The 22,489-nt window shown below is 72.4% G+C and carries 15 protein-coding genes and 1 pseudogene; 13 read left to right on the top strand and 3 right to left on the bottom strand.

What is annotated here, in order from left to right; genetic code table 11:
• The first annotated feature begins 136 nt into the window (after positions 1-136).
• From coaE (OVA32_RS07590) to OVA32_RS07560, 7 genes and pseudogenes are all read left to right on the top strand, one after another.
• Entirely contained in the window at positions 137-2,506 is a 2,370-nt protein-coding gene (gene coaE, locus OVA32_RS07590) for a dephospho-CoA kinase (RefSeq protein ID WP_041102705.1), read from the top strand.
• A complete protein-coding gene (gene coaE / locus OVA32_RS07585; RefSeq protein ID WP_036315330.1) occupies positions 2,503-3,150 on the top strand; it encodes a dephospho-CoA kinase in 648 nt (215 codons plus the stop codon). Before coaE (OVA32_RS07590) ends, coaE (OVA32_RS07585) begins: the two co-directional genes overlap by 4 nt.
• Before the next feature lie 37 nt (positions 3,151-3,187).
• Positions 3,188-5,317, top strand: a complete 2,130-nt coding sequence (gene uvrB / locus OVA32_RS07580) for an excinuclease ABC subunit UvrB (protein ID WP_036315328.1) — start codon at positions 3,188-3,190, stop codon at positions 5,315-5,317.
• A 77-nt stretch (positions 5,318-5,394) separates the two neighbouring features.
• Positions 5,395-6,033, top strand: a complete 639-nt coding sequence (locus OVA32_RS07575) for a SatD family protein (protein WP_036315325.1) — start codon at positions 5,395-5,397, stop codon at positions 6,031-6,033.
• On the top strand, positions 6,030-6,794 hold the full coding sequence (locus tag OVA32_RS07570) for a hypothetical protein (protein WP_036315322.1): 765 nt from the start codon (positions 6,030-6,032) through the stop codon (positions 6,792-6,794). Before OVA32_RS07575 ends, OVA32_RS07570 begins: the two co-directional genes overlap by 4 nt.
• 49 nt (positions 6,795-6,843) lie before the next feature.
• A pseudogene (locus OVA32_RS07565) lies at positions 6,844-7,683 on the top strand (TerC/Alx family metal homeostasis membrane protein); the annotation flags it as partial.
• Positions 7,684-7,699: 16 nt separating this feature from the next.
• Complete coding sequence (locus OVA32_RS07560) at positions 7,700-8,959, top strand: TerC family protein (RefSeq protein WP_036315319.1); 1,260 nt, start codon at positions 7,700-7,702, stop codon at positions 8,957-8,959.
• A 53-nt stretch (positions 8,960-9,012) separates the two neighbouring features.
• Here the strand turns inward: OVA32_RS07560 and OVA32_RS07555 are convergent, their stop codons facing one another.
• On the bottom strand, positions 9,013-10,476 hold the full coding sequence (locus tag OVA32_RS07555; RefSeq protein WP_267713904.1) for an alpha/beta fold hydrolase: 1,464 nt from the start codon (positions 10,474-10,476) through the stop codon (positions 9,013-9,015).
• Between the two features lie 32 nt (positions 10,477-10,508).
• Positions 10,509-13,142 (bottom strand): DEAD/DEAH box helicase, encoded by a 2,634-nt coding sequence (locus OVA32_RS07550; RefSeq protein WP_267713890.1) that lies wholly within the window; start codon positions 13,140-13,142, stop codon positions 10,509-10,511.
• A gap of 42 nt (positions 13,143-13,184) precedes the next feature.
• Here OVA32_RS07550 and OVA32_RS07545 point away from each other — a divergent pair, with 42 nt between their 5' ends.
• Entirely contained in the window at positions 13,185-14,108 is a 924-nt protein-coding gene (locus OVA32_RS07545) for a methyltransferase domain-containing protein (RefSeq protein WP_036382741.1), read from the top strand.
• 30 nt (positions 14,109-14,138) lie between these two features.
• Here the strand turns inward: OVA32_RS07545 and OVA32_RS07540 are convergent, their stop codons facing one another.
• Entirely contained in the window at positions 14,139-14,819 is a 681-nt protein-coding gene (locus tag OVA32_RS07540; protein WP_063189256.1) for an MBL fold metallo-hydrolase, read from the bottom strand.
• Positions 14,820-14,933: 114 nt separating this feature from the next.
• Between OVA32_RS07540 and uvrA the strand changes: the two genes are divergently transcribed.
• The 5 genes from uvrA to OVA32_RS07515 are packed head-to-tail and all read left to right on the top strand — an operon-like array spanning position 14,934 to position 22,484.
• Complete coding sequence (gene uvrA / locus OVA32_RS07535; protein WP_036315307.1) at positions 14,934-17,918, top strand: excinuclease ABC subunit UvrA; 2,985 nt, start codon at positions 14,934-14,936, stop codon at positions 17,916-17,918.
• A gap of 40 nt (positions 17,919-17,958) precedes the next feature.
• A complete protein-coding gene (locus tag OVA32_RS07530) occupies positions 17,959-18,630 on the top strand; it encodes a lysophospholipid acyltransferase family protein (protein WP_036315306.1) in 672 nt (223 codons plus the stop codon).
• A complete protein-coding gene (gene uvrC, locus OVA32_RS07525; RefSeq protein WP_036315391.1) occupies positions 18,623-20,548 on the top strand; it encodes an excinuclease ABC subunit UvrC in 1,926 nt (641 codons plus the stop codon). The genes OVA32_RS07530 and uvrC overlap by 8 nt, the downstream gene beginning before the upstream one ends.
• Positions 20,545-21,441 carry an RNase adapter RapZ gene (gene rapZ, locus OVA32_RS07520; protein ID WP_070709578.1) on the top strand — a complete coding sequence of 299 codons (897 nt, stop codon included), beginning with the start codon at positions 20,545-20,547 and terminating at the stop codon, positions 21,439-21,441. The genes uvrC and rapZ overlap by 4 nt, the downstream gene beginning before the upstream one ends.
• A complete protein-coding gene (locus tag OVA32_RS07515) occupies positions 21,438-22,484 on the top strand; it encodes a gluconeogenesis factor YvcK family protein (RefSeq protein WP_049147872.1) in 1,047 nt (348 codons plus the stop codon). The genes rapZ and OVA32_RS07515 overlap by 4 nt, the downstream gene beginning before the upstream one ends.
• Positions 22,485-22,489: the final 5 nt, after the last annotated feature.

The following is a 22,489-nucleotide window of genomic DNA, read 5'->3' as shown; positions in this document are numbered from 1 at the left end:
GGCCGAGGACGGGCACGCCGTCGAGCCCGGACGTGAGCTTCGGTACAGTGGAAGACCGTGCCACCCGGCACCGGCCCACCGGTGAGCGAGCACGCGTGCCGCCGCGGGCCTCCCACGACCCTGTCCCGGGAGACTCATGACTTCCCCGCTCACTCGCCTGCACGACACGTTGGGGCTCCGCACGAGTCCGGCGATCTTCTTCGGCTCGGCCGCCGCGGTCGTGCTCTTCACCGCCGCGATGGGCCTGTTCCCTGGCCCGGTCCAGGCGGCCTTCGGCGTGGTCTCGAGCTGGCTGCGCTACGACGTCGGCTGGATCTACACCCTCAGCCTGACCCTGCTGGTGGCGTTCCTGTTCATCCTCGCCGTGACCCGGTACGGCCGGGTCAAGCTCGGCGACGACGACGCGGTGCCGGAGTACTCCGGCCTGACCTGGTTCGGCATGATGTTCGCCGCCGGCGTCGGCGCGGTGCTGATGTTCTGGGGCATCGCGGAGCCGATGAACCACTACGCCAACCCGCCCATGGCGGGGACGGAGCCGTTCTCCGACCGCGCGGCCTCGGAGGCCATGGCGATCGCGAACTTCCACTTCGGCATCCACATGTGGGCGATCCTGCTCGTCCCGGGCCTGTGCTTCGGCTACTTCACGTACAAGCGCAAGCTGCCCCCGCGCGTGTCCTCCGCCTTCCAGCCCCTCCTCGGCGATCGCATCCACGGCCCCATCGGCAAGACGATCGACATCATCGCCGTGGTCTCCACCGTGTTCGGCCTCGGCGTGTCCGTGGGCCTGGGCGCCCTGCAGATCAACGCGGGCATGAACTACGTGCTGGGCACCCCCGTGGCCGGCTGGGTCCAGGCGCTCATCCTGGCCGTCGTCACCGCCGTGGGCACGGCCTCCGTGCTGGTCGGCATGGACAAGGGCGTCAAGCGGCTGTCCTACGCCAACATCCTGCTGGCGATCGCCCTGCTCGTGTACGTCCTGATGTGGGCCGTCTCCAGCATGGACGTCATCCGCGGCACCGTGCAGGCGATCGGCGAGTACGCCTCCATGCTGCCCGTGCTCTCCACCTACAACGACACGTACAACTCGGGCCAGTGGTCCGGTGACTGGACCGTCTTCTACTGGGCCTGGACCGTGACGTGGGCGCCCTTCGTGGGGATGTTCTTCGCCCGCATCTCACGCGGCCGCACCATCCGCTCCTTCATCATGGCCGGCCTCGGCCTGCCCACGGCGTTCGTCATCATCTGGATGGGCATCTACGGCTACTCCGCGTTCCAGTCGGACCGCGCCACCGCGCCGGCGCCGGGCCAGGGCGGTGACCTCACGCAGACGATCGTCACCGACGGCAACGTCCAGGCCGCCCTGTTCCAGCACCTGCAGGGCACGCCGCTCTACACGGTGGCCGCGGTCGTGGCGCTCGTGGTCATCACGCTGTTCTTCATCACCTCGATCGACTCGGGCGCGCTCGTGATGGACGCGATGGCCAATGGCCACGAGGATGCCGCGCCCCGCCGCCAGTCCGTGTTCTGGGCCGTGTCCATCGGCGCGGTCTGCGCGGCCATCATCCTCACCGCGGGCGAGAACGGCCTGGCGGCGCTGCAGGAGGTCATCATCGTGATCGGCCTGCCCATCCTGCTCATCACCGTCACGCAGGCCGCACTGCTGCTGCAGGCCCTGCGCGAGGACGCGGGTGCCGCGCGGCCCATGCGGACCCGCCAGTGGAAGCAGGTGCTGCCGGTCGAGGAGTACCGCCGCCGCGCCACCGAGGACGGCGTGGACGTCTCGGACTTCGTGATCCGCCCCGAGTTCGAGGTCGGCACCGAGCCGGAGAACGACACGCACACCCCGAAGACGTGGCACCAGCAGCGCATCGACGCGGCCAAGGCCCTCGTCACCGTCGGCCTGACCGGCGGCATCGCCGCGGGCCGCACCGAGGTCGGCGCGGAGCTCGAGCGGCTGGGCGCCGTCGTCGTGGAGTTCGACGACCTGATGGGGGAGATCCTCGTGCCCGGCAACCCCGTGCTCGAGGAGCTCCGCTCGGTCTTCGGCGAGGACATCGTCCGCGCGGACGGCACCCTGGACGCGCGCACCCTCAACCGGCTCACCACCGAGAGCTCGACCGCCCGGACGCGCATGTACGAGATCGTCTCCCCGGCGGTGCGCGACGAGGCGAACCGCCGGGCCCGCGAGATCGGCGAGGACTCCGTGCTGGTGGTCGACCTGGCCCTGCTGGCCGAGACCGGCTCCGGACAGGACTTCGACCAGGTGCTGGCCGTCTCCGCTCCCGCCGAGGTGCGCGTCGCCCGGCTCATGGAGTCCCACGACATGACCCGCGAGCGGGCCTGGGCCTTCATCGACGAGGAGGCGGCGGACGAGGAGCGGGCCGAGATCGCGGACACCGTGATCGAGAACGACGGCTCGCTCGAGGACCTGCAGGAGGCCGTCCGGGCATACTGGGAGGCCAAGATCCAGCCTCAGCTCGAGGCCGCCCGAGGAGAGCGCGTATGACCGAGACCGACCCGGTGGCCGAACGGCCGCGCGTCCATGTGGGCCTGACCGGCGGGATCGCCGCCGGCAAGTCCGCGGTGGCCCGTGTCCTGCAGGAGCGTGGCGCGCTCCTGGTGGACTCGGACGCCCTCGCCCGGCTGGTCCTCGAGAAGGGCACCGACGGGCTGGCCGCCGTCCAGGACGAGTTCGGGGACCGCGTCATCACCGCGGACGGTGAGCTCGACCGCGTCGAGATGGCCCGCATCGTCTTCGGGGACGAGGGCGCCCGACAGCGCCTGAACCGCATCGTGCACCCCCGGATCCGGGCTGCGGCCCGGCGCATCGTCGCCGAGGCCGGGCCGGACGCCGTCGTGGTCCAGGACGTGCCGCTGCTGGTGGAGACCGGGCAGGCGGACGCGTTCGACCTCGTGATCGTGGTGGAGGCCCCGCTCGAGGAGCGCCTGCGCCGGATGGTGGAGGACCGCGGCATGAGCCGCGCGGACGCCGAGGCGCGGATCGCGGCCCAGGCCACGGACGAGCAGCGGCGCGCCGTCGCGGACGTGGTCATCGTCAACGACGCCGACCTCGAGCGGCTCGCGTCCGTGGCGAACCAGGTGTGGGACCGGTTCCTCGCCCCCGGCGCGGCTGAGCCCTCGGCGGACTGACCGCCGGGGTGTCCGGGGCGCGACGTAGGGTTCTGCCATGAGCCTGGCCCAGAAGATCAACCGCGTCGTCGCCCCGTTCGAGGTCATCTCCCCCTACCAGCCCTCCGGTGACCAGCCGAAGGCCATCGCCGAGCTCGCCGAGCGCGTGGAGGCGGGGGAGAAGGACGTCGTCCTGATGGGCGCCACCGGCACGGGCAAGTCGGCGACGACGGCGTGGCTCGTCGAGCGCCTCCAGCGGCCCACGCTGGTGATGGTGCAGAACAAGACGCTCGCGGCGCAGCTGGCCAACGAGTTCCGGGAGCTGCTGCCCAACAACGCGGTCGAGTACTTCGTCTCCTACTACGACTACTACCAGCCCGAGGCGTACGTCCCGCAGACGGACACCTTCATCGAGAAGGACTCCTCCATCAACGAGGAGGTCGAGCGGCTGCGCCACTCGGCCACGAACGCGCTGCTGACCCGGCGGGACGTGATCGTGGTGGCCACCGTCTCCTGCATCTACGGCCTCGGCACGCCCGAGGAGTACATCGAGCAGATGGTCACCCTGCGCCGCGGTGCGGAGATGGACCGGGACGTGCTCCTGCGGCGGTTCGTGCAGATGCAGTACGTGCGCAACGACGTCGACTTCCACCGCGGCACCTTCCGGGTGCGGGGGGACACCGTGGAGATCATCCCCATGTACGAGGAGCTCGCGGTGCGCATCGAGTTCTTCGGGGACGAGATCGAGTCCATCCAGACCCTGCACCCGCTCACCGGCCAGGTGGTGCGCGAGGAGGAGGAGATGTACATCTTCCCGGCCTCGCACTACGTGGCCGGCGACGAGCGCATGGGCCGGGCGATCACCACCATCGAGGACGAGCTGCGGGAGCGGCTGCAGGAGCTGGAGTCCCAGGACAGGCTCCTCGAGGCGCAGCGGCTGCGCATGCGCACCACGTACGACCTCGAGATGATGCAGCAGATGGGCTACTGCAACGGCATCGAGAACTACTCGCGCCACATCGACGGCCGTCCCGCCGGCTCCGCCCCGCACTGCCTGCTGGACTACTTCCCGGACGACTTCCTGCTCGTGGTGGACGAGTCCCACGTGACCATCCCGCAGATCGGCGCGATGTACGAGGGGGACATGTCCCGCAAGCGCACCCTCGTGGAGCACGGCTTCCGCCTGCCCTCGGCCATGGACAACCGCCCGCTGAAGTGGGATGAGTTCCTCGAACGGATCGGGCAGACCGTGTACCTCTCCGCGACGCCGGGCGCCTACGAGCTCGGCCAGGCGGACGGCTACGTCGAGCAGATCATCCGGCCCACCGGGCTGGTGGACCCGCAGGTGGTGGTCAAGCCGACCGAGGGCCAGATCGACGACCTGCTCGAGCAGATCCGGGTGCGCACGGCCAAGGACGAGCGCGTCCTGGTGACCACGCTGACCAAGCGCATGGCCGAGGACCTCACGGACTACCTGCTCGAGGCGGGGGTGAAGGTCGAGTACCTCCACTCGGATGTGGACACGCTGCGCCGCGTGGAGCTGCTGCGGGAGCTGCGCAAGGGCACCTTCGACGTGCTGGTGGGCATCAACCTGCTGCGCGAGGGCCTGGACCTGCCCGAGGTCTCGCTCGTGGCGATCCTGGACGCGGACAAGGAGGGCTTCCTGCGCTCCACCACCTCCCTCATCCAGACCATCGGCCGCGCCGCCCGCAACGTCTCCGGCGAGGTCCACATGTACGCCGACAACGTCACGGACTCCATGCGGCGGGCGATCGACGAGACCGAGCGGCGCCGGGCCGTGCAGATCGCGTACAACGAGGAGCACGGGATCGACCCCCAGCCGCTGCGCAAGCGCATCGCGGACATCACGGACCAGCTGGCCCGGGAGGACGCGGACACCGCCGACTTCCTCAAGGGCATGGGGGGCGTGAAGTCCGGGTTCGACTTCGGCATGGGCCACCGCGGCCTCAGCTCACTGGACCGGGCCCCGGCCACGGGGGAGGGTGCCGAGGCCCCGGCGGTGGACCCGGCGTCGCTGCCCGCCAAGGACCTGGCCGATCTGATCGAGCAGATGTCGCAGCAGATGCACCAGGCGGCGGCGGACCTGCAGTTCGAGCTCGCGGCCCGCCTGCGCGATGAGGTCGGCGAGCTCAAGAAGGAGCTGCGGCAGATGAAGCGGGAGCAGTGACCGCCCGGCGCGTTCCGCGCCCCGGGGTGTTATGAAAACACTGATGAATATCTTCATATCAGTGATAGTGTGACGCCATGAGCGCAGCACCCCCGGTCGCGGCCGTGATCGCGGACATCGTCGGCTCCCGCGCCCTCCCGGACCGGGACCGCGCGCAGGAGCAGATCCTGGCCGCCTTCGCGGCCGCGGAACAGGACGTCCCGCCGCTGCGTCCCGCCTGGGCCAGCGTCGGCGACGAGTTCCAGGCGCTGCACCGCACCTGGCCGGACGCGCTCCGGCTGACCGTCCGCGTCACGCTCGCCCTGCCCCCGGGCCTGGACCTGCGCTTCGGGATCGGCCTGGGGCAGCGGCGGGCCCTGGACGCCGGCGGAGACGGCATCGAGGACGGACCGGCCTGGTATCGGGCCCGCGAGGCCGTCGAGCGCGCGCATGAGCGGGCTGTCGGAGCCGCGACCGCCTTCCGCGCCGCGGACCCGTCCCTCACCGCCGCCGTGGACGGGCTCGTCCTGCTGCGCGACCATGTCCTCGGCCGGCTCAAGGCCCGCGAACGCCGAATCGCCGCCGCCCTGCTGGGCGGGGCGACCCAGGCGGAGGCGGCACGGGCGGAGCGGATCACGCAGTCCGCGGTGTCACAGGCCGTCGCGCGGTCCGGGATCGACCGGCTGCTCGAGCTGGACGCCGAGCTCGCCGCCGCGGCGACGGAGGTCGCGCCGTGACCGCCCTCGCCCTGCTCGCGCTGGGGCTGCACGACCTGCTCGACGCCGTCCTGCCCGGCGCCTGGCCCACCCCCCGGCGGCGGTGGCTGGCCCGGGCCGGCGCGGCGGTGGCCGCCGTCCTCGCCGCGGTGCTGGTGGCCGTCCTGGCGCCGACCGGCATCTCCGTCGCGGTGGGCGGCGGCCTGGTGGCCCTCGGCCTGCTGATGGGCTGGACGTGGCTGCACCCGGACCGGCCGCTCGGGGTGGTCGCGGTGGCGGCCGCGGTCGGCCTGGTGGCCGTGCTCGAGTCGACCCTGGCGCCCGCGGGTCTGCGCTCCGCGCCCCCGGCACTCACGCTGCTGGCGGTGACGGTGGCGCTGACCGAGACCGGCAACCGGGTCACCCGCGCGGTCCTCGCCCTGGCGGGCCGGTCCGCCGACGGGGGCGACGAGGAGGCGGAGGACCCCGCGGCGGAGCCCACGACCGTGCCGTCCGCCGCGCCCACGGACCCCGCGGCCGACGGCCTGCGCGGCGGTCGCTACATCGGGCCCATGGAGCGACTGCTCATGGTCGTCCTGGGGCTCGCGCAGGCCTATCCGGTGATCGCGGCCCTGATGGCGGCCAAGGGCATCGTGCGCTTCCCGGAGATCTCGGCGGACCGCGGAGCCGGCTCGCGCGCGGAGGAGTTCCTCATCGGCTCCCTCGCCAGCTGGGGCCTGGCCGCCGCCGGCGCCGTCGTCGTCTGGCTCGCCCTCGGCTTGACCGCCCCCGGCGCAGCCTGAGACCGGGCCCACCCGCATCCGCGCGCGGGACCGCACCCGTCTAGACTGGCGCGGCCCCCACGAGCCCTCCATGAAGGAGGCCGGCCTGTGGATCGGGTTCTACGTGGCGCTGGCGCTGGTCTTCGCGGGGCTGCTCTTCGCCCTGGGCGATGCGCAGCACGGCACCGAGTTCCTCGCCGGCTGGGTCACCGAGTACAGCCTCAGCGTGGACAACCTGTTCGTGTTCCTCATCATCATGGCCAAGTTCCAGGTGCCCCGCCGCTACCAGCAGGAGGTGCTGATGGTGGGCATCATCATCGCGCTGATCGCCCGCGCGGTGTTCATCGCGGTCGGCGCCGTCGCCATCGAGCACCTGACGTGGGAGTTCTACATCTTCGGCGCCTTCCTGCTCTGGACCGCCTGGCAGCAGCTCAAGGACGACGGCGGGGACGAGGAGTCCGAGCCGGGCGTCGTGGCCCGCCTGACCCGCCGCCTCAACGTGGCGCCGGACTACGACGGCAACCGACTGCGCACCACCGTGGACGGCCGGCGCATGTTCACCCCCATGGTGGTCGTGTTCATCACGATCGGCCTGACGGACGTGATGTTCGCGGTGGACTCCATCCCGGCGATCTTCGGCCTCACCCAGAACTGGTTCATCGTCCTGACCGCCAATATCTTCGCCCTCATGGGCCTGCGCCAGCGGGCCCGACGACGCCCCGCTCCGCCCGCCGCGGGTCGGGGCGTCGTCGTGCGACCGGGTAGACTGACCGGCGACGTAGGGGAGTATCCCGAACACTGTGGACGTCAGCACGCCGCGGCCGCCGAGAGCGCGCCGCCGGCCGGACACAGGGGCCCGGGCCGCGGCCGCGGCGGGCGGAGAGACTTGCGGCACCGTCCTGACCCCTGACGCCGAGAGGTGACCCGTGGAAATCAACGGCCTGACCTGGGGCCTGACGATCGCGCTGATCGTCGGGCTCCTCGCGTTCGACTACTTCGCCCATGTCCGCAAGGCGCACACGCCGTCGATCCGGGAGGCCGCGATCTGGTCCGGCGTCTACGTCGGCCTCGCGCTCGTCTTCGGCCTCGTGTTCTTCGCCTTCGGCGACACCCAGCACGCGGTCGAGTACTACACCGGCTACCTGCTGGAGAAGGCGCTCAGCGTCGACAACCTGTTCGTCTTCCTGGTCATCATGGCCAGCTTTCGGGTGCCGCGCGAGTACCAGCAGAAGGTGCTGCTGTTCGGCATCACGTTCGCGCTGATCTCGCGCACCCTGTTCATCCTGCTGGGCGCCGCCGTCATCGCCGCGTGGTCGGACGTGTTCTACCTCTTCGGCCTGTTCCTGCTGATCATCGCCGGCGGCCAGCTCAAGGGCGAGATGTCCGGCGACGCCGAGGGCGCCCAGGACGAGGCGGACAACGTGATGGTCCGCCTCGTCAAGCGGTTCCTGCCCGCCTCCGAGCAGTTCGACGGCGACCGCCTCTTCACGACGGTGGACGGCAAGCGCCTCATGACGCCGATGCTCCTCGTGATGATCGCGATCGGCGCCACGGACATCCTCTTCGCCTTCGACTCCATCCCCGCGATCTTCGGCGTGACCCAGGAGGCGTACATCGTCTTCACCGCCACGGCGTTCTCGCTCATGGGCCTGCGCCAGCTGTACTTCCTGATCGACGGCCTGCTCGACCGCCTCGTCTACCTGGCCTACGGGCTCTCCGCGCTGCTGGCGTTCATCGGCGTGAAGCTGATCCTGCACGCCCTGCACGAGAACAACCTGCCGTTCATCAACGGCGGCGAGAACGTGCCCGTCGTCGAGATCCCCACGACGCTGTCCCTCGTGGTCGTCGTCGTGATCCTGGCGATCACCGTGGCGATCTCCCTGGCCTCGCCGAAGGGCCAGGCCCTGCGGGCGCTGCAGAACGCCGAGAAGTACTCGTATCGGTACTCGAAGCTGGCCGAGGACGCCGACCCGGCCGAGCGCGAGCGCGCCGCCGCCCTGATGGACCGCTGGACGGCCCGGGCCGAGGCCCTGGACCAGCGCTGGCGCGACCAGTTGCTCGAGCACAAGGACGCGTGGTCGGCCATCATCCGCACGGCCCACGAGACCCGGCTCGCCGATCCCCGTGACGACGACGCGCGCGGGGTCTCCGAGCAGATCGTGCGACAGGACGGGCCCACCGTCTGAGCCGATCACGGCACCGGGGGAGTGCTCCGCCGGCGCCCGGGCCCCCGGGCCGGTCAGCCGGCCGGGTCGGGGGCCGTCGTCGTCTCCGGGTCCGCCGCGGTCATCGCCAGGAGCCGGTCGAGGATCGCCGGCCCGTCGTCGGCGATGCCGTCGTGGTGGAAGGCGTCGGTCTCCCACACCTGCAGGCCGCGGACGCGCCGCGCCGTCTCGAGCGAGAGGTCCCGGTCCACGTACACGTCGTCGGCGTAGACCGCGGCGGCCACGGGGACGGTGTTCTGCGCCAGGGCAGCCACGTCGTAGAGCGGGCCCCACTGCGTGCGCTCGGCGAGCAGCCGCGCCGTGCCGGCCAGGGGCCGCAGCCGGGGGTCGACCTCGACGGACCAGGGCATGACGTGCTCGCCCGTGGGCAGCGGGACCGCGGTCGCCTCCGGGTCGAAGTCCGGGTGCTCGGCGAGCATCCGGGACGCCGACCAGCCGGTGTCCGCCCGGCCGCCGGCCAGGTCCGCCGGCTGCGCGTAGATCGCCTCGTGCAGCACGGTGTAGAGCGGGTTGACGAGGCGGTCGTCCTGGTCGGCGACGGCGGCCAGGAACGTCTCGGACAGGCGCGGTGCGGGTCCGGTGCGGTCCACGGCCTCGGCGAGGACCCAGTGCAGGCGGTCCACGCGGGTGTTGCCGCCCAGCAGCATGCCCAGGGCCTGGGCCCGTCCCACGGTGAGCGGTCCGCCGCCGGGCAGGGGGATCGGGGCGCCCGCGGCCTCGGCGGCACGGATCAGCCCCACGGCCTCCGCCCACGCGTCGCGGTCGGCCGGGTGCCGGTCGAAGAACTCCTCGGCGCGGGCGCGCATCCGGGCGTAGGTGGCCCGGTAGACCCGGTCGGCGTGGCCGGTGAGCGGGGCAAGGCCACCGGTCACCAGGCTGCGCTGCAGGCCCTCCGGGTGGAAGGAGAGGTAGCTCAGCGTGCAGAACCCGCCGAAGCTCTGGCCCAGCGTGGTCCACGGCCCGGCGCCGAGGGCGAGGCGCAGCATCTCGGCGTCCCGCACGATCGAGGGCGCCCGCAGGTGCACCAGGTGCTCGGCGCGCGCCTCGTCCGTGGCGAAGGCGCCCGGGGCGGTCAGGGTCGCCACGGTGGCCGGGGTCGAGCGCCCCGTGCCGCGCTGGTCCAGCAGCAGCACGCGGTGGCTCTCGGCCAGCGCGCCGAGCCAGCCGCCCAGGCGCGCCGGGCGGGGCCCGGCACTGCCGGGGCCACCCTGAAGGTACAGGGCCCAGGGGCGCTCGCCCTCGGGGTCGTCCTTCGCCCGGATCTCGCGGGCGAAGACGGTCAGCGTGCCGCGCCCGTGCGGCCCGACGCCGGTGCCCGCCGCGTCCTGCGCCTCGGCCTCGGCGAGGCCCAGCGCGTGGTCGATCGGCACCGTGAACCAGTGGTCCACCGTGACGGTGCCGTCGTAGAGCTCGGTGCGCTCGCCCACGCGGTGGCGGGCCGGCTCGAGGGGAGAGAAGCCGCGCGGGTCACCCGCCACGGGCCGTCCTGCCGCCCGGGCGTCCCCGGCGCTCACAGGCCCCACCCGGACTCGGGCGCGCCCACGGAGACCACCCGGATCACGGGGTGGCCGGCCTCGTCGGAGGCGTCCAGGTCGACCACGGCGTTGATCCCGTGGTCCAGGTCCCCGTCCGGGTCCTTCAGGACCTGCCGCACCGCCCACCAGCGCGGGCCGGCCAGCTCCAGCGGGGCGGCGACGTCGGGGGCCGCGGCCACGCGGAACAGCTCGGGGCCACGCGCGGCGGGGCCGTCGTCGATGTCGTCGTGGTCGTCGAAGTAGGCGTCGAGCGCGTCGGCCCAGTCGTCGGCGGACAGGTCACCGGACAGGCGCGCGAGCGCCTCGTCCCGCTCGTCGCCGAACAGGCGCACCCGCTGGAACATCGCGTTGCGGACCATCACCCGGAACACGGGCTCGTTGTCCGTCAGGCGAGGCGGGGCCGGCGGCTCGAGCGCCTCCATGTCCCGGCGCAGCTCGTCGATGTCCCCGGCCACCAGGTCCTCCCACTCCTCCAGGAGGGACGAGTCGGTCTGCTTCACCATCTCGTCCAGCCAGTCCAGCAGCACCTGGAGATCCTCGGTGCGGGCCGCCTCGGGCACCGTGTGGCGCAGCGCCTTGACCGCGTCCGTGAGGTAGCGCAGCAGCACGCCCTCGGACCGGGCGATCCCGTAGAACCGCACGTAGTCGCCGAAGCCCATGGCCCGCTCGAACATGTCGCGCACCACGGACTTGGGGGTCAGCTCGAACTCCGCGAGCCACGGGGCGTCCTGCCGGTAGAGCTCGAACTGCTGCTCGAGGAGCTCGGCCAGCGGCCGCGGGTGGGTGATCTCGTCGAGGGCCCGCATGCGGTCGTTGTAGTCCATGCCCTCGGCCTTCATGGCGGCCACGGCCTCGCTCTTGGCGTGCTTGACCTGGGCCGAGAGCACCTGGCGCGGCGGGTCGAGGGTCGCCTCGATCACGGAGACGACGTCGAGCGCGTGGTCGGGATCGGCCGGGTCCAGCAGGTCGAGCGCGGCGAGGGCGAAGGGGGAGAGCGGCTGGTTGAGCGCGAAGTCCGGCTGCAGGTCCACCGTGAGGTCCACGGTGCGGCCCTCGGCGTCCGGCTCGGGCAGACGCTCGACGACGCCCGTGGCCAGCAGCTCCCGGAAGATCCCGAGCGCGCGGCGCATGAGCACCGCCTGGCGGGCCGGGGTCTCGTGGGTGCCGCGCAGCAGGCGCCGGACCGCGATGACCGGGTCGCCGGGCCGGTCGAGGATGTTCAGCAGCATCGAGTGCGTGATCCGCATGCGGGAGACCAGCGGCTCCGGCTCGGCGGAGACGAGGCGCTCGAACGTCGCCGGCCCCCACGAGACGAAGCCGGCCGGCGGGGTCTTGCGCTTGCCGGACTTCACGGACTGCTTCATGCGCTTGGCCCGCTCGGCCTCGTCCTTGACGTTCGCGAACTTCGCCGCGGCCTTGCGCTCGGCCGCCTTGTTCTCGATCACGTGCTCGGGGGCCTGGACCACCACGGTGCCGGAGGTGTCGAAGCCGGCCCGGCCCGCCCGGCCGGCGATCTGGTGGAACTCGCGGGCCTGGAGCAGGCGGGTCTTCTCCCCGTCGAACTTGGACAGCGCGGTGAGCAGCACGGTGCGGATCGGCACGTTGATCCCGACGCCGAGCGTGTCCGTGCCGCAGATGACCTTGAGCAGCCCGTCCTGGGCCAGCTTCTCCACGAGGCGGCGGTACTTGGGCAGCATGCCCGCGTGGTGCACGCCGATGCCCGCCCGGACGAGGCGGTTCAGGGTGTGCCCGAAGCCCGCGGAGAAGCGGAAGCCGGCGATCCGCGCGGCGATCGCCTCCTTCTCCTCCCTGGACGTCACCGAGATCGAGGACAGACCCTGGGCCGTCTCCACGGCGTCCAGCTGCGAGAAGTGCACGATGTACACCGGTGCCTGGTGGGTGCTCACGAACTCCTCGACCTTCTCCTGCAGCGGCACCTCGGACCACTCGAACGTCAGCGGGATGGGGCGCTCCGCGTGGGCGACGACGGCGACCTCGCGCCCGGTGCGCTCGGTCAGGTCCGCCTCGAGGCGGGTCGTGTCGCCGAGGGTGGCCGACATCAGCAGGAACCGGGCCTGCGGCAGCTCGAGGAGGGGCACCTGCCAGGCCCAGCCGCGGGAGGGGTCCGCGTAGTAGTGGAACTCGTCCATCACCACGGTGCCGATCTCCATGCCCGAGCCCTCGCGCAGCGCGCGGTTGGCGAGGATCTCGGCCGTGCAGCAGATGATCGGCGCGTCACCGTTGACGGTGGAGTCACCCGTGACCATGCCCACGTTCTCCGCGCCGAACACGTCCACCAGCGCGAAGAACTTCTCCGAGACGAGCGCCTTGATCGGCGCCGTGTAGTAGGAGACGGCGTCGTGGGCGAGCGCGTCGGCGTGCGCGGCCAGCGCCACCAGGGACTTGCCGGAGCCGGTGGGCGTCGCCAGGATCACGTGCCGGCCCTGGACCAGCTCGAGGGCGGCCTCCTCCTGGGCGGGGTAGAGCGAGATCCCGCGGTCCTCGGTCCAGGCCGCGAAGGCCCCGAAGACGTCGTCGGCGTCCGGGGCCGGCGGGAGCGCGTCGATGCGGTCGGTCAGCGAGGGCGGGTTCGTGGCGGCAGAAGTCATCGCCCCCAGGGTATCGGCCGCTCCGCGCGATACGGTGCCGCCATGAGTCAGATCGCGCCCGAGAGCCCGCACCCGGACACCGACGCCGTCGTGGGGGACGTGACCGGCCGACAGGGCGGGGGGTTCACCTGGGATCCCGCGCAGTACGAGGGCTTCGCCGAACACCGCGCCCGCCCCTTCCACGACCTGGTGGGGCGCGTGCGCGCCGAGGCCCCGCGCGTCGTGGTGGACCTGGGCTGCGGCCCGGGGACCCTGACCCGGACGCTGGCCGAGCGCTGGCCGGACGCCGAGGTGATCGGTCTGGACGACTCGCCCGCCATGCTGGAGCGGGCCCGGGAGCAGGCGGCCCGCACGGGCGCCCCCGCCAACCTGCGCTTCGAGGCGGTCGACGCCTCGCAGTGGCGCCCGTCGGGGGCGACGGACGTCGTGGTGTCCAACGCGATGCTCCAGTGGATCCCGACGCACCGTCGCCTGATCCGGCGCTGGCTCGGGGACCTCACGCCGGGGGCGTGGTTCGCGGCGCAGATCCCGCGGCCCTACGAGCAGCCCTCCCACGCGGCGATCGTGGCGCTGGCGGAGGACCCGGCCTTCTCCGAGCCGCTGCACGGGGTGGCGACGACCCGCACCGTGGCGCCGCCCGAGGAGTACACGCGGCTATTCCTCGAGGCGGGGTGGTCCCCGGTCGTCTGGGAGACGGAGTACCAGCAGGTGCTGACGGGCGAGGACCCGGTGTTCCGGTGGACCTCCGGCGCGGCCCTGCGACCGAGCCTGCAGGCCCTGGCCCGCTGGGACGCCGAGGAGGGCGCCGCCGAGGGCGCCGGGCTGCTCGAGGCGTTCGTGGACCGGTACCGCGCCGCCATGCGCGAGGCGTACCCGCCGGTGCCCGGTGTCACGGCCGACGACGGCGGCCCGGTCACGATCTTCCCGGCCCGGCGCCTGTTCATGGCGGGGCAGAAGCCGGCCTGACGCTGGGCCCGGGACCGCCCGGGCGCACCGTCACCAGCTGCGCTCGGCCCACTCCGGCAGGTGGGGGCGCTCGGCGCCCAGGGTCGTGGAGGCGCCGTGGCCGGGGTGGACCACCACGTCGTCGTCGAACGCGTCGAAGATCCGATCGCTCACGTCCGTGAACAGCTGACGGAACCGGCCGTCGTCGCCCTCGGTGTTGCCCACCCCGCCCGGGAAGAGGGAGTCGCCGGTGAAGAGCACGGCCGGCTCGTCCGCCTCGGGGCGGCACACCAGCGCGATGGACCCGGGCGTGTGGCCGCGCAGGGCCACCACCTCGAGCCGGAGCCCGTCCGCCCCCACGGTGTCCCCGTGGCGCAGGCGCACGTCGGGGGCGACCCCCGTGGCCTCGGCGATCGCGTCGGCGTCGTCCTCGCCGGCCGCCGTGCGGGCCCCGGTCAGGGAGGCCAGCGCCGGCAACGCGCGCACGTGGTCCCAGTGTCGATGCGTGGTGACGATCATCTCGAGGCGCGGCTCGCACGGGGTGTCGTCCGCGGCCGAGGCGATGAGGTCGCGGATGGCCTCGGCCTCGGCGGCGGCGTCGATCAGCACCTGCGCCCCCGTGGTCTTGGAGGTGAGCAGGTACACGTTGTTGTCCATCTCCGACACGGAGCAGGTGCGCACCGTGACGGCGGGCAGATCGTGCAGGAGGCGGTTCCGGGCGGTCTCGGGCATGCGCAACAGTGTACGGACGGGGCGGTGAGGCGCCAGGGCGGGCCCGGCCCGCGGTGGGTTCGCCCACAGGCGAGACCCCGGTGTCGTGTCCGTACCCGCCCCTATGCTGGCCGCGTGCCCAAGAACTCCTCCACCACCGTCTCCTCCGCCGTCGAGGCCCACCCCGGCGGCCTCGCCTCCGGCCCCGGCGGCGCGCGCTCGGGCGAGCGGGACCGCATCGTCGTCCAGGGCGCCCGCGAGCACAACCTGAAGGACGTGGACGTCAGCTTCCCGCGGGACGCCATGGTCGTGTTCACGGGTCTGTCCGGCTCGGGCAAGTCCTCCCTGGCCTTCGACACGATCTTCGCCGAGGGCCAGCGACGCTACGTCGAGTCGCTCTCCTCCTACGCCCGCATGTTCCTGGGCCGGGTGGACAAGCCGGACGTGGACTTCATCGAGGGCCTGTCCCCGGCCGTGTCCATCGACCAGAAGTCGACCAACCGCAACCCGCGCTCCACGGTGGGGACCATCACCGAGATCTACGACTACATGCGCCTGCTCTGGGCGCGTGTCGGGGTGCCGCACTGCCCGCAGTGCGGCGAGCCGGTGAGCCGGCAGACCCCGCAGCAGATCGTGGACCAGCTCGAGGAGCTGCCCGAGCGCACCCGCTTCCAGGTGCTCGCGCCCGTGGTCCGCGGCCGCAAGGGCGAGTTCGTGGACCTGTTCAAGGACCTGTCCACGCAGGGCTTCGCCCGCGCCGTCGTGGACGGGGAGACCGTCCAGCTCTCGGACCCGCCCGTGCTGAAGAAGCAGGTCAAGCACACCATCGCCGTCGTCGTGGACCGCCTCGCCATGAAGGAGGGCATCCGCCAGCGCCTCACCGACTCGGTGGAGACCGCCCTGAAGCTGGCGGACGGCCTCGTCGTGGCCGAGTTCGTGGACGTGGAGCCGGTCGCCGAGAAGGGCAGGAAGAACACCGCGGAGTTCGGCGGGCGGGACGCCGAGGGCAACCCCCGGTACCGCTCGTTCTCCGAGAAGCTCTCCTGCCCCAACGGGCACGAGCAGACCGTGGACGAGATCGAGCCGCGCTCGTTCTCCTTCAACAACCCGTTCGGCGCGTGCCCCGAGTGCACCGGCATCGGCTCCCGTCTGCAGGTGGACCCGGACCTCGTCGTCGCCAACGACGAGCTGTCCCTGCGCGAGGGCGCCGTCGTGCCGTGGTCGCTCGGCAAGTCCACCTCGGACTACTGGCTGCGCGTGCTCGGCGGGCTGGGCAAGGAGATGGGCTTCTCCCTGGACACCCCGTGGAAGGACCTGACGGAGGCGGAGCGCGACGCCGTCCTGCACGGCAAGGACTTCAAGGTGGAGGTGACGTTCCGCAACCGGTTCGGCCGCGAGCGCCGCTACACCACGGGCTTCGAGGGCGTCATCCCCTACGTGATGCGCAAGCACGGGGAGACCGAGTCGGACGGCGCCCGCGAGCGCTACGAGTCGTTCATGCGGGAGATCCCGTGCCCGGCGTGCCACGGGGCCCGCCTCAACCCCACGGTCCTGAACGTGCTCGTGGGCGGCCTGTCCATCGCGGACGCCACCCGCCTGCCCATGCGGGAGGCCATGGAGTTCTTCTCGGGGCTGCGGCTGACGGACCGGGAGCGGCAGATCGCGGACCAGGTGCTCAAGGAGATCCTGGCCCGGCTGGCGTTCCTGCTGGACGTCGGCCTGGAGTACCTCAACCTGGAGCGGCCGGCCGGCACCCTCTCTGGAGGCGAGGCCCAGCGCATCCGCCTGGCCACGCAGATCGGCTCCGGGCTGGTCGGCGTCCTCTACGTGCTCGACGAGCCGTCCATCGGCCTGCACCAGCGGGACAACCGCCGCCTCATCGAGACCCTCCTGCGCCTGCGGGACCTCGGCAACACCCTCATCGTCGTCGAGCACGACGAGGACACGATCGCCGAGGCGGACTGGATCGTGGACATCGGTCCTCGCGCGGGCGAGCACGGCGGCGAGGTCGTGCACTCGGGCTCCCTGGCGGATCTCAAGGCGAACACGCGGTCCGTCACCGGCGACTACCTCTCCGGGCGCCGCTCCATCGCGGTGCCGGAGCGGCGTCGCGTCCCGGAGAAGGGGCGCGTGCTGACGGTCCGCGGCGCCCAGGAGAACAACCTGAAGGACGTCTCGGTGGAGGTCCCGCTCGGGGTCCTCACGGCCGTGACGGGCGTGTCCGGCTCGGGCAAGTCCACGCTGATCAACGAGATCCTCTACAAGGTCCTGGCCAACCGGCTCAACGGCGCCAAGCTCGTGCCCGGCCGGCACCGGTCCGTGGAGGGGCTCGAGCACCTGGACAAGGTGGTCCACGTGGACCAGAGCCCCATCGGGCGCACGCCGCGCTCCAACCCCGCCACCTACACGGGCGTGTTCGACGCGATCCGCAAGCTCTTCGCGGAGACCCCCGAGGCGAAGGTCCGGGGCTACCAGCAGGGCCGGTTCTCCTTCAACATCAAGGGCGGGCGCTGCGAGGCGTGCGCGGGGGACGGCACGCTGAAGATCGAGATGAACTTCCTGCCGGACGTCTACGTGCCGTGCGAGGTGTGCCACGGGGCCCGGTACAACCGGGAGACGCTCGAGGTCACCTACAAGGGCAAGAACATCGCCGAGGTCCTCGACATGCCGATCGAGGAGGCCGCGGACTTCTTCAGCGCGTACACCCGCATCTCGCGGTACCTGGACACGCTCGTCGACGTCGGTCTGGGCTACGTCCGCCTGGGCCAGCCCGCCACCACGCTCTCGGGCGGCGAGGCCCAGCGCGTGAAGCTGGCGGCCGAGCTCCAGAAGCGCTCCAACGGCCGCACCATCTACGTGCTGGACGAGCCGACCACGGGGCTGCACTTCGACGACATCCGCAAGCTCCTGCACGTGCTCCAGTCCCTCGTGGACAAGGGCAACACGGTGCTCACCATCGAGCACAACCTCGACGTGATCAAGAGCGCCGACCACGTGATCGACCTCGGCCCCGAGGGCGGCTCCGGGGGCGGCACGATCGTGGCCGCGGGCACGCCGGAGGAGGTCGCACACGTCGCGGAGAGCCACACGGGCCGGTTCCTCGCGGAACTGCTCGCGTAGCATGGACCCCGCCCACGCAGGACGCGGACGAAGGAGAGCCATGGCGACGTCGGAGCCCGTGCGCAGGAGCGCCGCCGCGCTCCTGCGGCTCACCTGCCGCCCCGAGGTCGTCGGCATGGAGCACGTCCCTGCGCGGGGCCCCTTCGTCATGGCCTCCAACCACCTGTCCTTCGTCGACTCGGTGATCCTCCAGGCCCTCGCCCCCCGCCCGGTCCACTTCTTCGCCAAGGAGGAGTACTTCACGGGCACGGGCCTGCGGGGCCGCGTCCGGCGGCGGTTCTTCGAGTCCGTGGGCTCCGTCCCCGTCCGCCGGGGCGAGCAGGCCGCCTCCGTGGCCGCGCTCGAGTCCCTCGTGGGCCTGCTCGAGTCCGGCCAGGGCGTCGGCATCTACCCGGAGGGCACCCGCAGCCGCGACGGCCGCCTCTACCGCGGCCGCACCGGTGCGGCCTGGCTGGCCCTGGCCACCGGCGCACCCGTCGTGCCCGTGGGCCTCGTCGGCACGCAGCACCTCCAGCCGCCTGACACCAACGGCTTCCGTCCCCACCGGTTCTCCGTGCGCGTGGGCGCGCCCCTGGACTTCGGCCACCCCGGGCGTCGTCACACCCTGCCGCAGCGCCGCGACGCGACGGCGGCGATCATGGACGCCATCGGCGCGCTCTCGGGGCAGGAGCGCGTGGACGCCTACAACGCCGCCCCGGGTGCCCGTGGCTGATCCGGCCTCCTACCGCCCGGCTCCGGGCGAGATCTCCACGTCGCCCGGCGTCTACCGCTTCCGCGACGCGGACGGACGCGTCGTCTACGTCGGCAAGGCGAAGAACCTGCGCGCCCGCCTGAGCTCCTATTTCCAGGACCCCGCCCGGCTGGCCACCAAGACCCGGACCATGGTGTTCACGGCGGCCGCGGTCGAGTGGACCGTCGTCGGCTCCGAGCTGGAGGCGCTCCAGCTCGAGTACACGTGGATCAAGGAGTACCGCCCCCGGTTCAACATCATGTACCGGGACGACAAGTCGTACCCCTACCTGGCCGTGACCATGAACGAGCAGTTCCCGCGCGTCCAGGTGATGCGCGGCGACCGGAAGCCCGGCGTGAAGTACTTCGGCCCGTTCCACCCGGCCAAGGCGATCCGGGAGACCGTGGACCTGATGCTGCGCGTCTTCCCGGTCCGCACGTGCTCGGCGGGCGTGTTCAAGCGGGCCCGCGCCCAGGACCGGCCGTGCCTGCTCGGCTACATCGGCAAGTGCTCGGCGCCCTGCGTGGGCCGGATCAGCCCGGCGGACCATCGCGCGCTGGCCCAGGACTTCTGCGACTTCATGGCCGGGGACGCGAACCGGTTCATCCGCGAGCTGGAGAAGGCCATGGCCCGTGCCGTCGAGGAGCTGCGCTACGAGGACGCGGCCCGGCTGAGGGACGACATCGCCGCGCTGCGCCGCGTGTTCGAGCGCAACGCCGTGGTGCTGCCGGAGAACACGGAGGCGGACATCTTCGCCCTGCACGCGGACGAGCTGGAGGTCGCGGTGCAGGTGTTCCACGTCCGGCAGGGACGCATCCGCGGCCAGCGCGGCTGGGTCATGGAGCGCGTGGAGGACGTCGCCGAGCCGGAGATGGTCGCGCACCTGCTCCAGCAGGTCTACGGCGACCTCGAGGGGCCGGAGCGCATCCCGCACGAGATCCTCGTCCCGGTCGAGCCCGACGACGCCGCACAGCTCACCGAGTGGCTCTCGGGCCTGCGCGGGTCCCGGGTCGCCGTGCGCGTGCCCCGGCGGGGCTCGAAGGCGGACCTCATGGAGACCGTCCGGGAGAACGCGGAGATGGCCCTCAAGCTGCACAAGTCGCGGCGGTCCGGGGACCTCACCACCCGCTCCGCCGCCCTGCGGGAGCTGCAGGAGGCCCTGGAGATCACCGAGCCCCTGCTGCGCATCGAGTGCTACGACATCTCCCACTCCCAGGGCACCAACGTGGTCGGCTCGATGGTCGTCATGGAGGACGGGCTGCCGAAGAAGAAGGACTACCGCCGCTTCAACGTCACGGGGGAGGCCGCCCGGGACGACACGGCGTCCCTGCGCGACGTCCTGCGGCGTCGTTTCGCCCGCCTGGCCAAGGAGCGCGCCGAGGGCGCCCCGCTCTCCGGTCAGGTCGAGGGGGACGATCAGGAGGCGGGGCGCCGCTTCGCGTACCCGCCCTCGCTCGTGGTGGTCGACGGCGGCCCGCCCCAGGTGGCCGCGGCCGCGGCGGTCCTCGAGGAGCTGGGCCTGGACGACCTGCCCGTGGTCGGGCTGGCCAAGCGGCTCGAGGAGGTGTGGCTGCCGGGCGACGAGTTCCCGGTGGTCCTGCCGCGCACCTCGGAGGGCCTGTACCTGCTCCAGCGCATCCGTGACGAGTCGCACCGGTTCGCGATCGCGGGCCACCGCAGCCGGCGGTCCAAGGCGATGACCGTCTCCGCCCTGGATGGGATCCCGGGCCTGGGCCCGGCCAAGCGCACCGCGCTGCTGAACCACTTCGGCTCCGTCGCCGAGATCCGGGCCGCCGGCGTGGACCGGCTGACCGAGGTCGCCGGCATCGGGCCGCGGCTGGCCGAGGCCGTCCACACGGCGCTCACGGCCGACACGCCCGCGGATACAGTGGAGTCATGATCGAGGAGACCCTCCAGCCGGAGAAGCCGCCGACATCCGAGGTGCTCGTGATCGCCGGGATGTCCGGCGCCGGACGGACCACCGCCGCGCACGCGCTCGAGGACCACGGCTGGGACGTGGTGGAGAACATGCCGCCGGCCCTGTTCGGCACGCTGGCCGAGCTCATCGCCCGCTCGCCGGAGGCGTTCCCGCGCCTGGCGATCGTGGTGGACGTGCGCTCGCGCTCATACTTCGAGGAGCTGTACGCCGCCCTGCAGCACCTGGCCAACAGCGGAGTGGAGTATCGCACCGTGTTCCTCGATGCGGAGGACCACGTCCTCCTGCAACGCTTCGAGGCCGGCCGCCGCCCCCACCCGATGCAGGGCAACGCCCGGCTGCTGGACGGCATCCGCGCGGAGCGGGACGTCGTCGAGCCGCTCAAGGCGCGTGCCGACGTCGTGGTGGACACCACCGAGCTGAACGTGCACGGCCTGGCCACGGAGATCACCGAGCTGTTCTCGGAGTCCGGCCCCGTCACGCTGCGCCTGACCATCATGAGCTTCGGGTTCAAGTACGGCGTCCCGGCGGACGCGAACTTCGTGGCGGACATGCGCTTCATCCCCAACCCCCACTGGGTGCCGGCGCTGCGTCCGCACACGGGCACGGAGGCCGCGGTCGCGGACTACGTGCTCTCCCGCCCCGGTGTCGAGGACTTCCTGCGCGCGTACGTCGCCATGCTGGGGCCGGTGTTCGAGGGCTACCGGCGGGAGAACAAGCACTACGCCACGCTCGCCATCGGCTGCACGGGCGGCAAGCACCGCTCCGTGGCCGTCGCCGAGGAGCTGGCCCGGCGCCTGGCCCAGGTGCCCCACGTGACGGTGCACGTCCAGCACCGGGACATGGGGCGCGAATGACGTCCCCGCTCACCGGCCAGCTGCCCCTGCCGCCCGGGATGGGTTCGGAAGGGCGCGGGGTGGGCGCCGGCATGTCCCGCCCCACGGCCCGGGTCACCGCCCTCGGCGGCGGCCACGGCCTCTCCGCGTCCCTCGCGGCCCTGCGGCACGTGGCCGGGCACCTCACGGCCGTCGTCACGGTGGCGGACGACGGCGGCTCCTCCGGCACCATCCGCCGGGAGATGGCGGTGCTGCCGCCCGGCGACCTCCGCATGGCGCTGGCCGCCCTGTGCGACGACACCGACTGGGGTCGGACCTGGGCCCACGTCATGCAGCACCGCTTCCGCTCCACCGAGGTGCCCGCGGACCAGGCCACCCTGGACAACCACGCGCTCGGGAACCTCCTGATCGTCGCCCTCTGGGAGCTGCTGGGCGACCCGGTGGACGGGCTGCGCTGGGCCGGCGCCCTGCTGCGGGCGCACGGCGAGGTCCTGCCGGTCTCGCGGGTGCCGCTGACCATCGGCGGGGACGTGCTCAGCGCCGGCCCGGACGGCCGCCTGCGCACCCGATGCGTGGAGGGCCAGGTGGCCCTCGCGGTCGCCGCGTTCGAGGGGCGCGTCACCGACGTCCGCCTGAGCCCGTCCGACGCCCCCGCCACCCCGGAGGCGCTCTCGGCGATCGAGCTGGCCGACTGGGTGGTGCTCGGACCCGGCTCGCTGTACACGTCGGTGCTGCCGCACCTGCTGATGCCGGACGTGCGCGCGGCCCTCGCCGCCACCACCGCCCGGCGCCTCATGGTGCTGAACCTGCGCACGGGAGACCAGGAGACCACCGGCCTCACCCACGCCGACCACCTCAAGGTGCTGCGCTCCTATGCGCCGGACCTCCGGCTGGACGTGGTGATCGCCGACGTGGACGCGGTCACCGACCGGGCGGCGGTGGAGGCCGAGGCGGCCCGGATGGGCGCGCGCGTGGCGTTCAGTAGAGTGAGCAGTGCCCAGGATCCCCAGGTCCACGACCCGCTGCGCCTGGCCGTCGCGATCGACGAGGCGATGACCCACTGACGCGC

It is taken from the genome of Micrococcus sp. SL257 (genome assembly GCF_026625585.1).
GTDB classification, from domain to species: domain Bacteria; phylum Actinomycetota; class Actinomycetes; order Actinomycetales; family Micrococcaceae; genus Micrococcus; species Micrococcus luteus.
This window is presented reverse-complemented; position numbering and strand designations above follow the sequence as displayed.

Bases quoted from the DNA above. Each gene is read 5' to 3' on its own strand.
- coaE (WP_041102705.1), top strand. From the start codon at position 137: ATGACTTCCCCGCTCACTCGCCTGCACGACACGTTGGGGCTCCGCACG.
- coaE (WP_036315330.1), top strand. From the start codon at position 2,503: ATGACCGAGACCGACCCGGTGGCCGAACGGCCGCGCGTCCATGTGGGC.
- uvrB (WP_036315328.1), top strand. From the start codon at position 3,188: ATGAGCCTGGCCCAGAAGATCAACCGCGTCGTCGCCCCGTTCGAGGTC.
- OVA32_RS07575 (WP_036315325.1), top strand. From the start codon at position 5,395: ATGAGCGCAGCACCCCCGGTCGCGGCCGTGATCGCGGACATCGTCGGC.
- OVA32_RS07550 (WP_267713890.1), bottom strand. From the start codon at position 13,142: ATGACTTCTGCCGCCACGAACCCGCCCTCGCTGACCGACCGCATCGAC.
- OVA32_RS07545 (WP_036382741.1), top strand. From the start codon at position 13,185: ATGAGTCAGATCGCGCCCGAGAGCCCGCACCCGGACACCGACGCCGTC.
- OVA32_RS07540 (WP_063189256.1), bottom strand. From the start codon at position 14,819: ATGCCCGAGACCGCCCGGAACCGCCTCCTGCACGATCTGCCCGCCGTC.
- OVA32_RS07530 (WP_036315306.1), top strand. From the start codon at position 17,959: ATGGCGACGTCGGAGCCCGTGCGCAGGAGCGCCGCCGCGCTCCTGCGG.
- rapZ (WP_070709578.1), top strand. From the start codon at position 20,545: ATGATCGAGGAGACCCTCCAGCCGGAGAAGCCGCCGACATCCGAGGTG.
- OVA32_RS07515 (WP_049147872.1), top strand. From the start codon at position 21,438: ATGACGTCCCCGCTCACCGGCCAGCTGCCCCTGCCGCCCGGGATGGGT.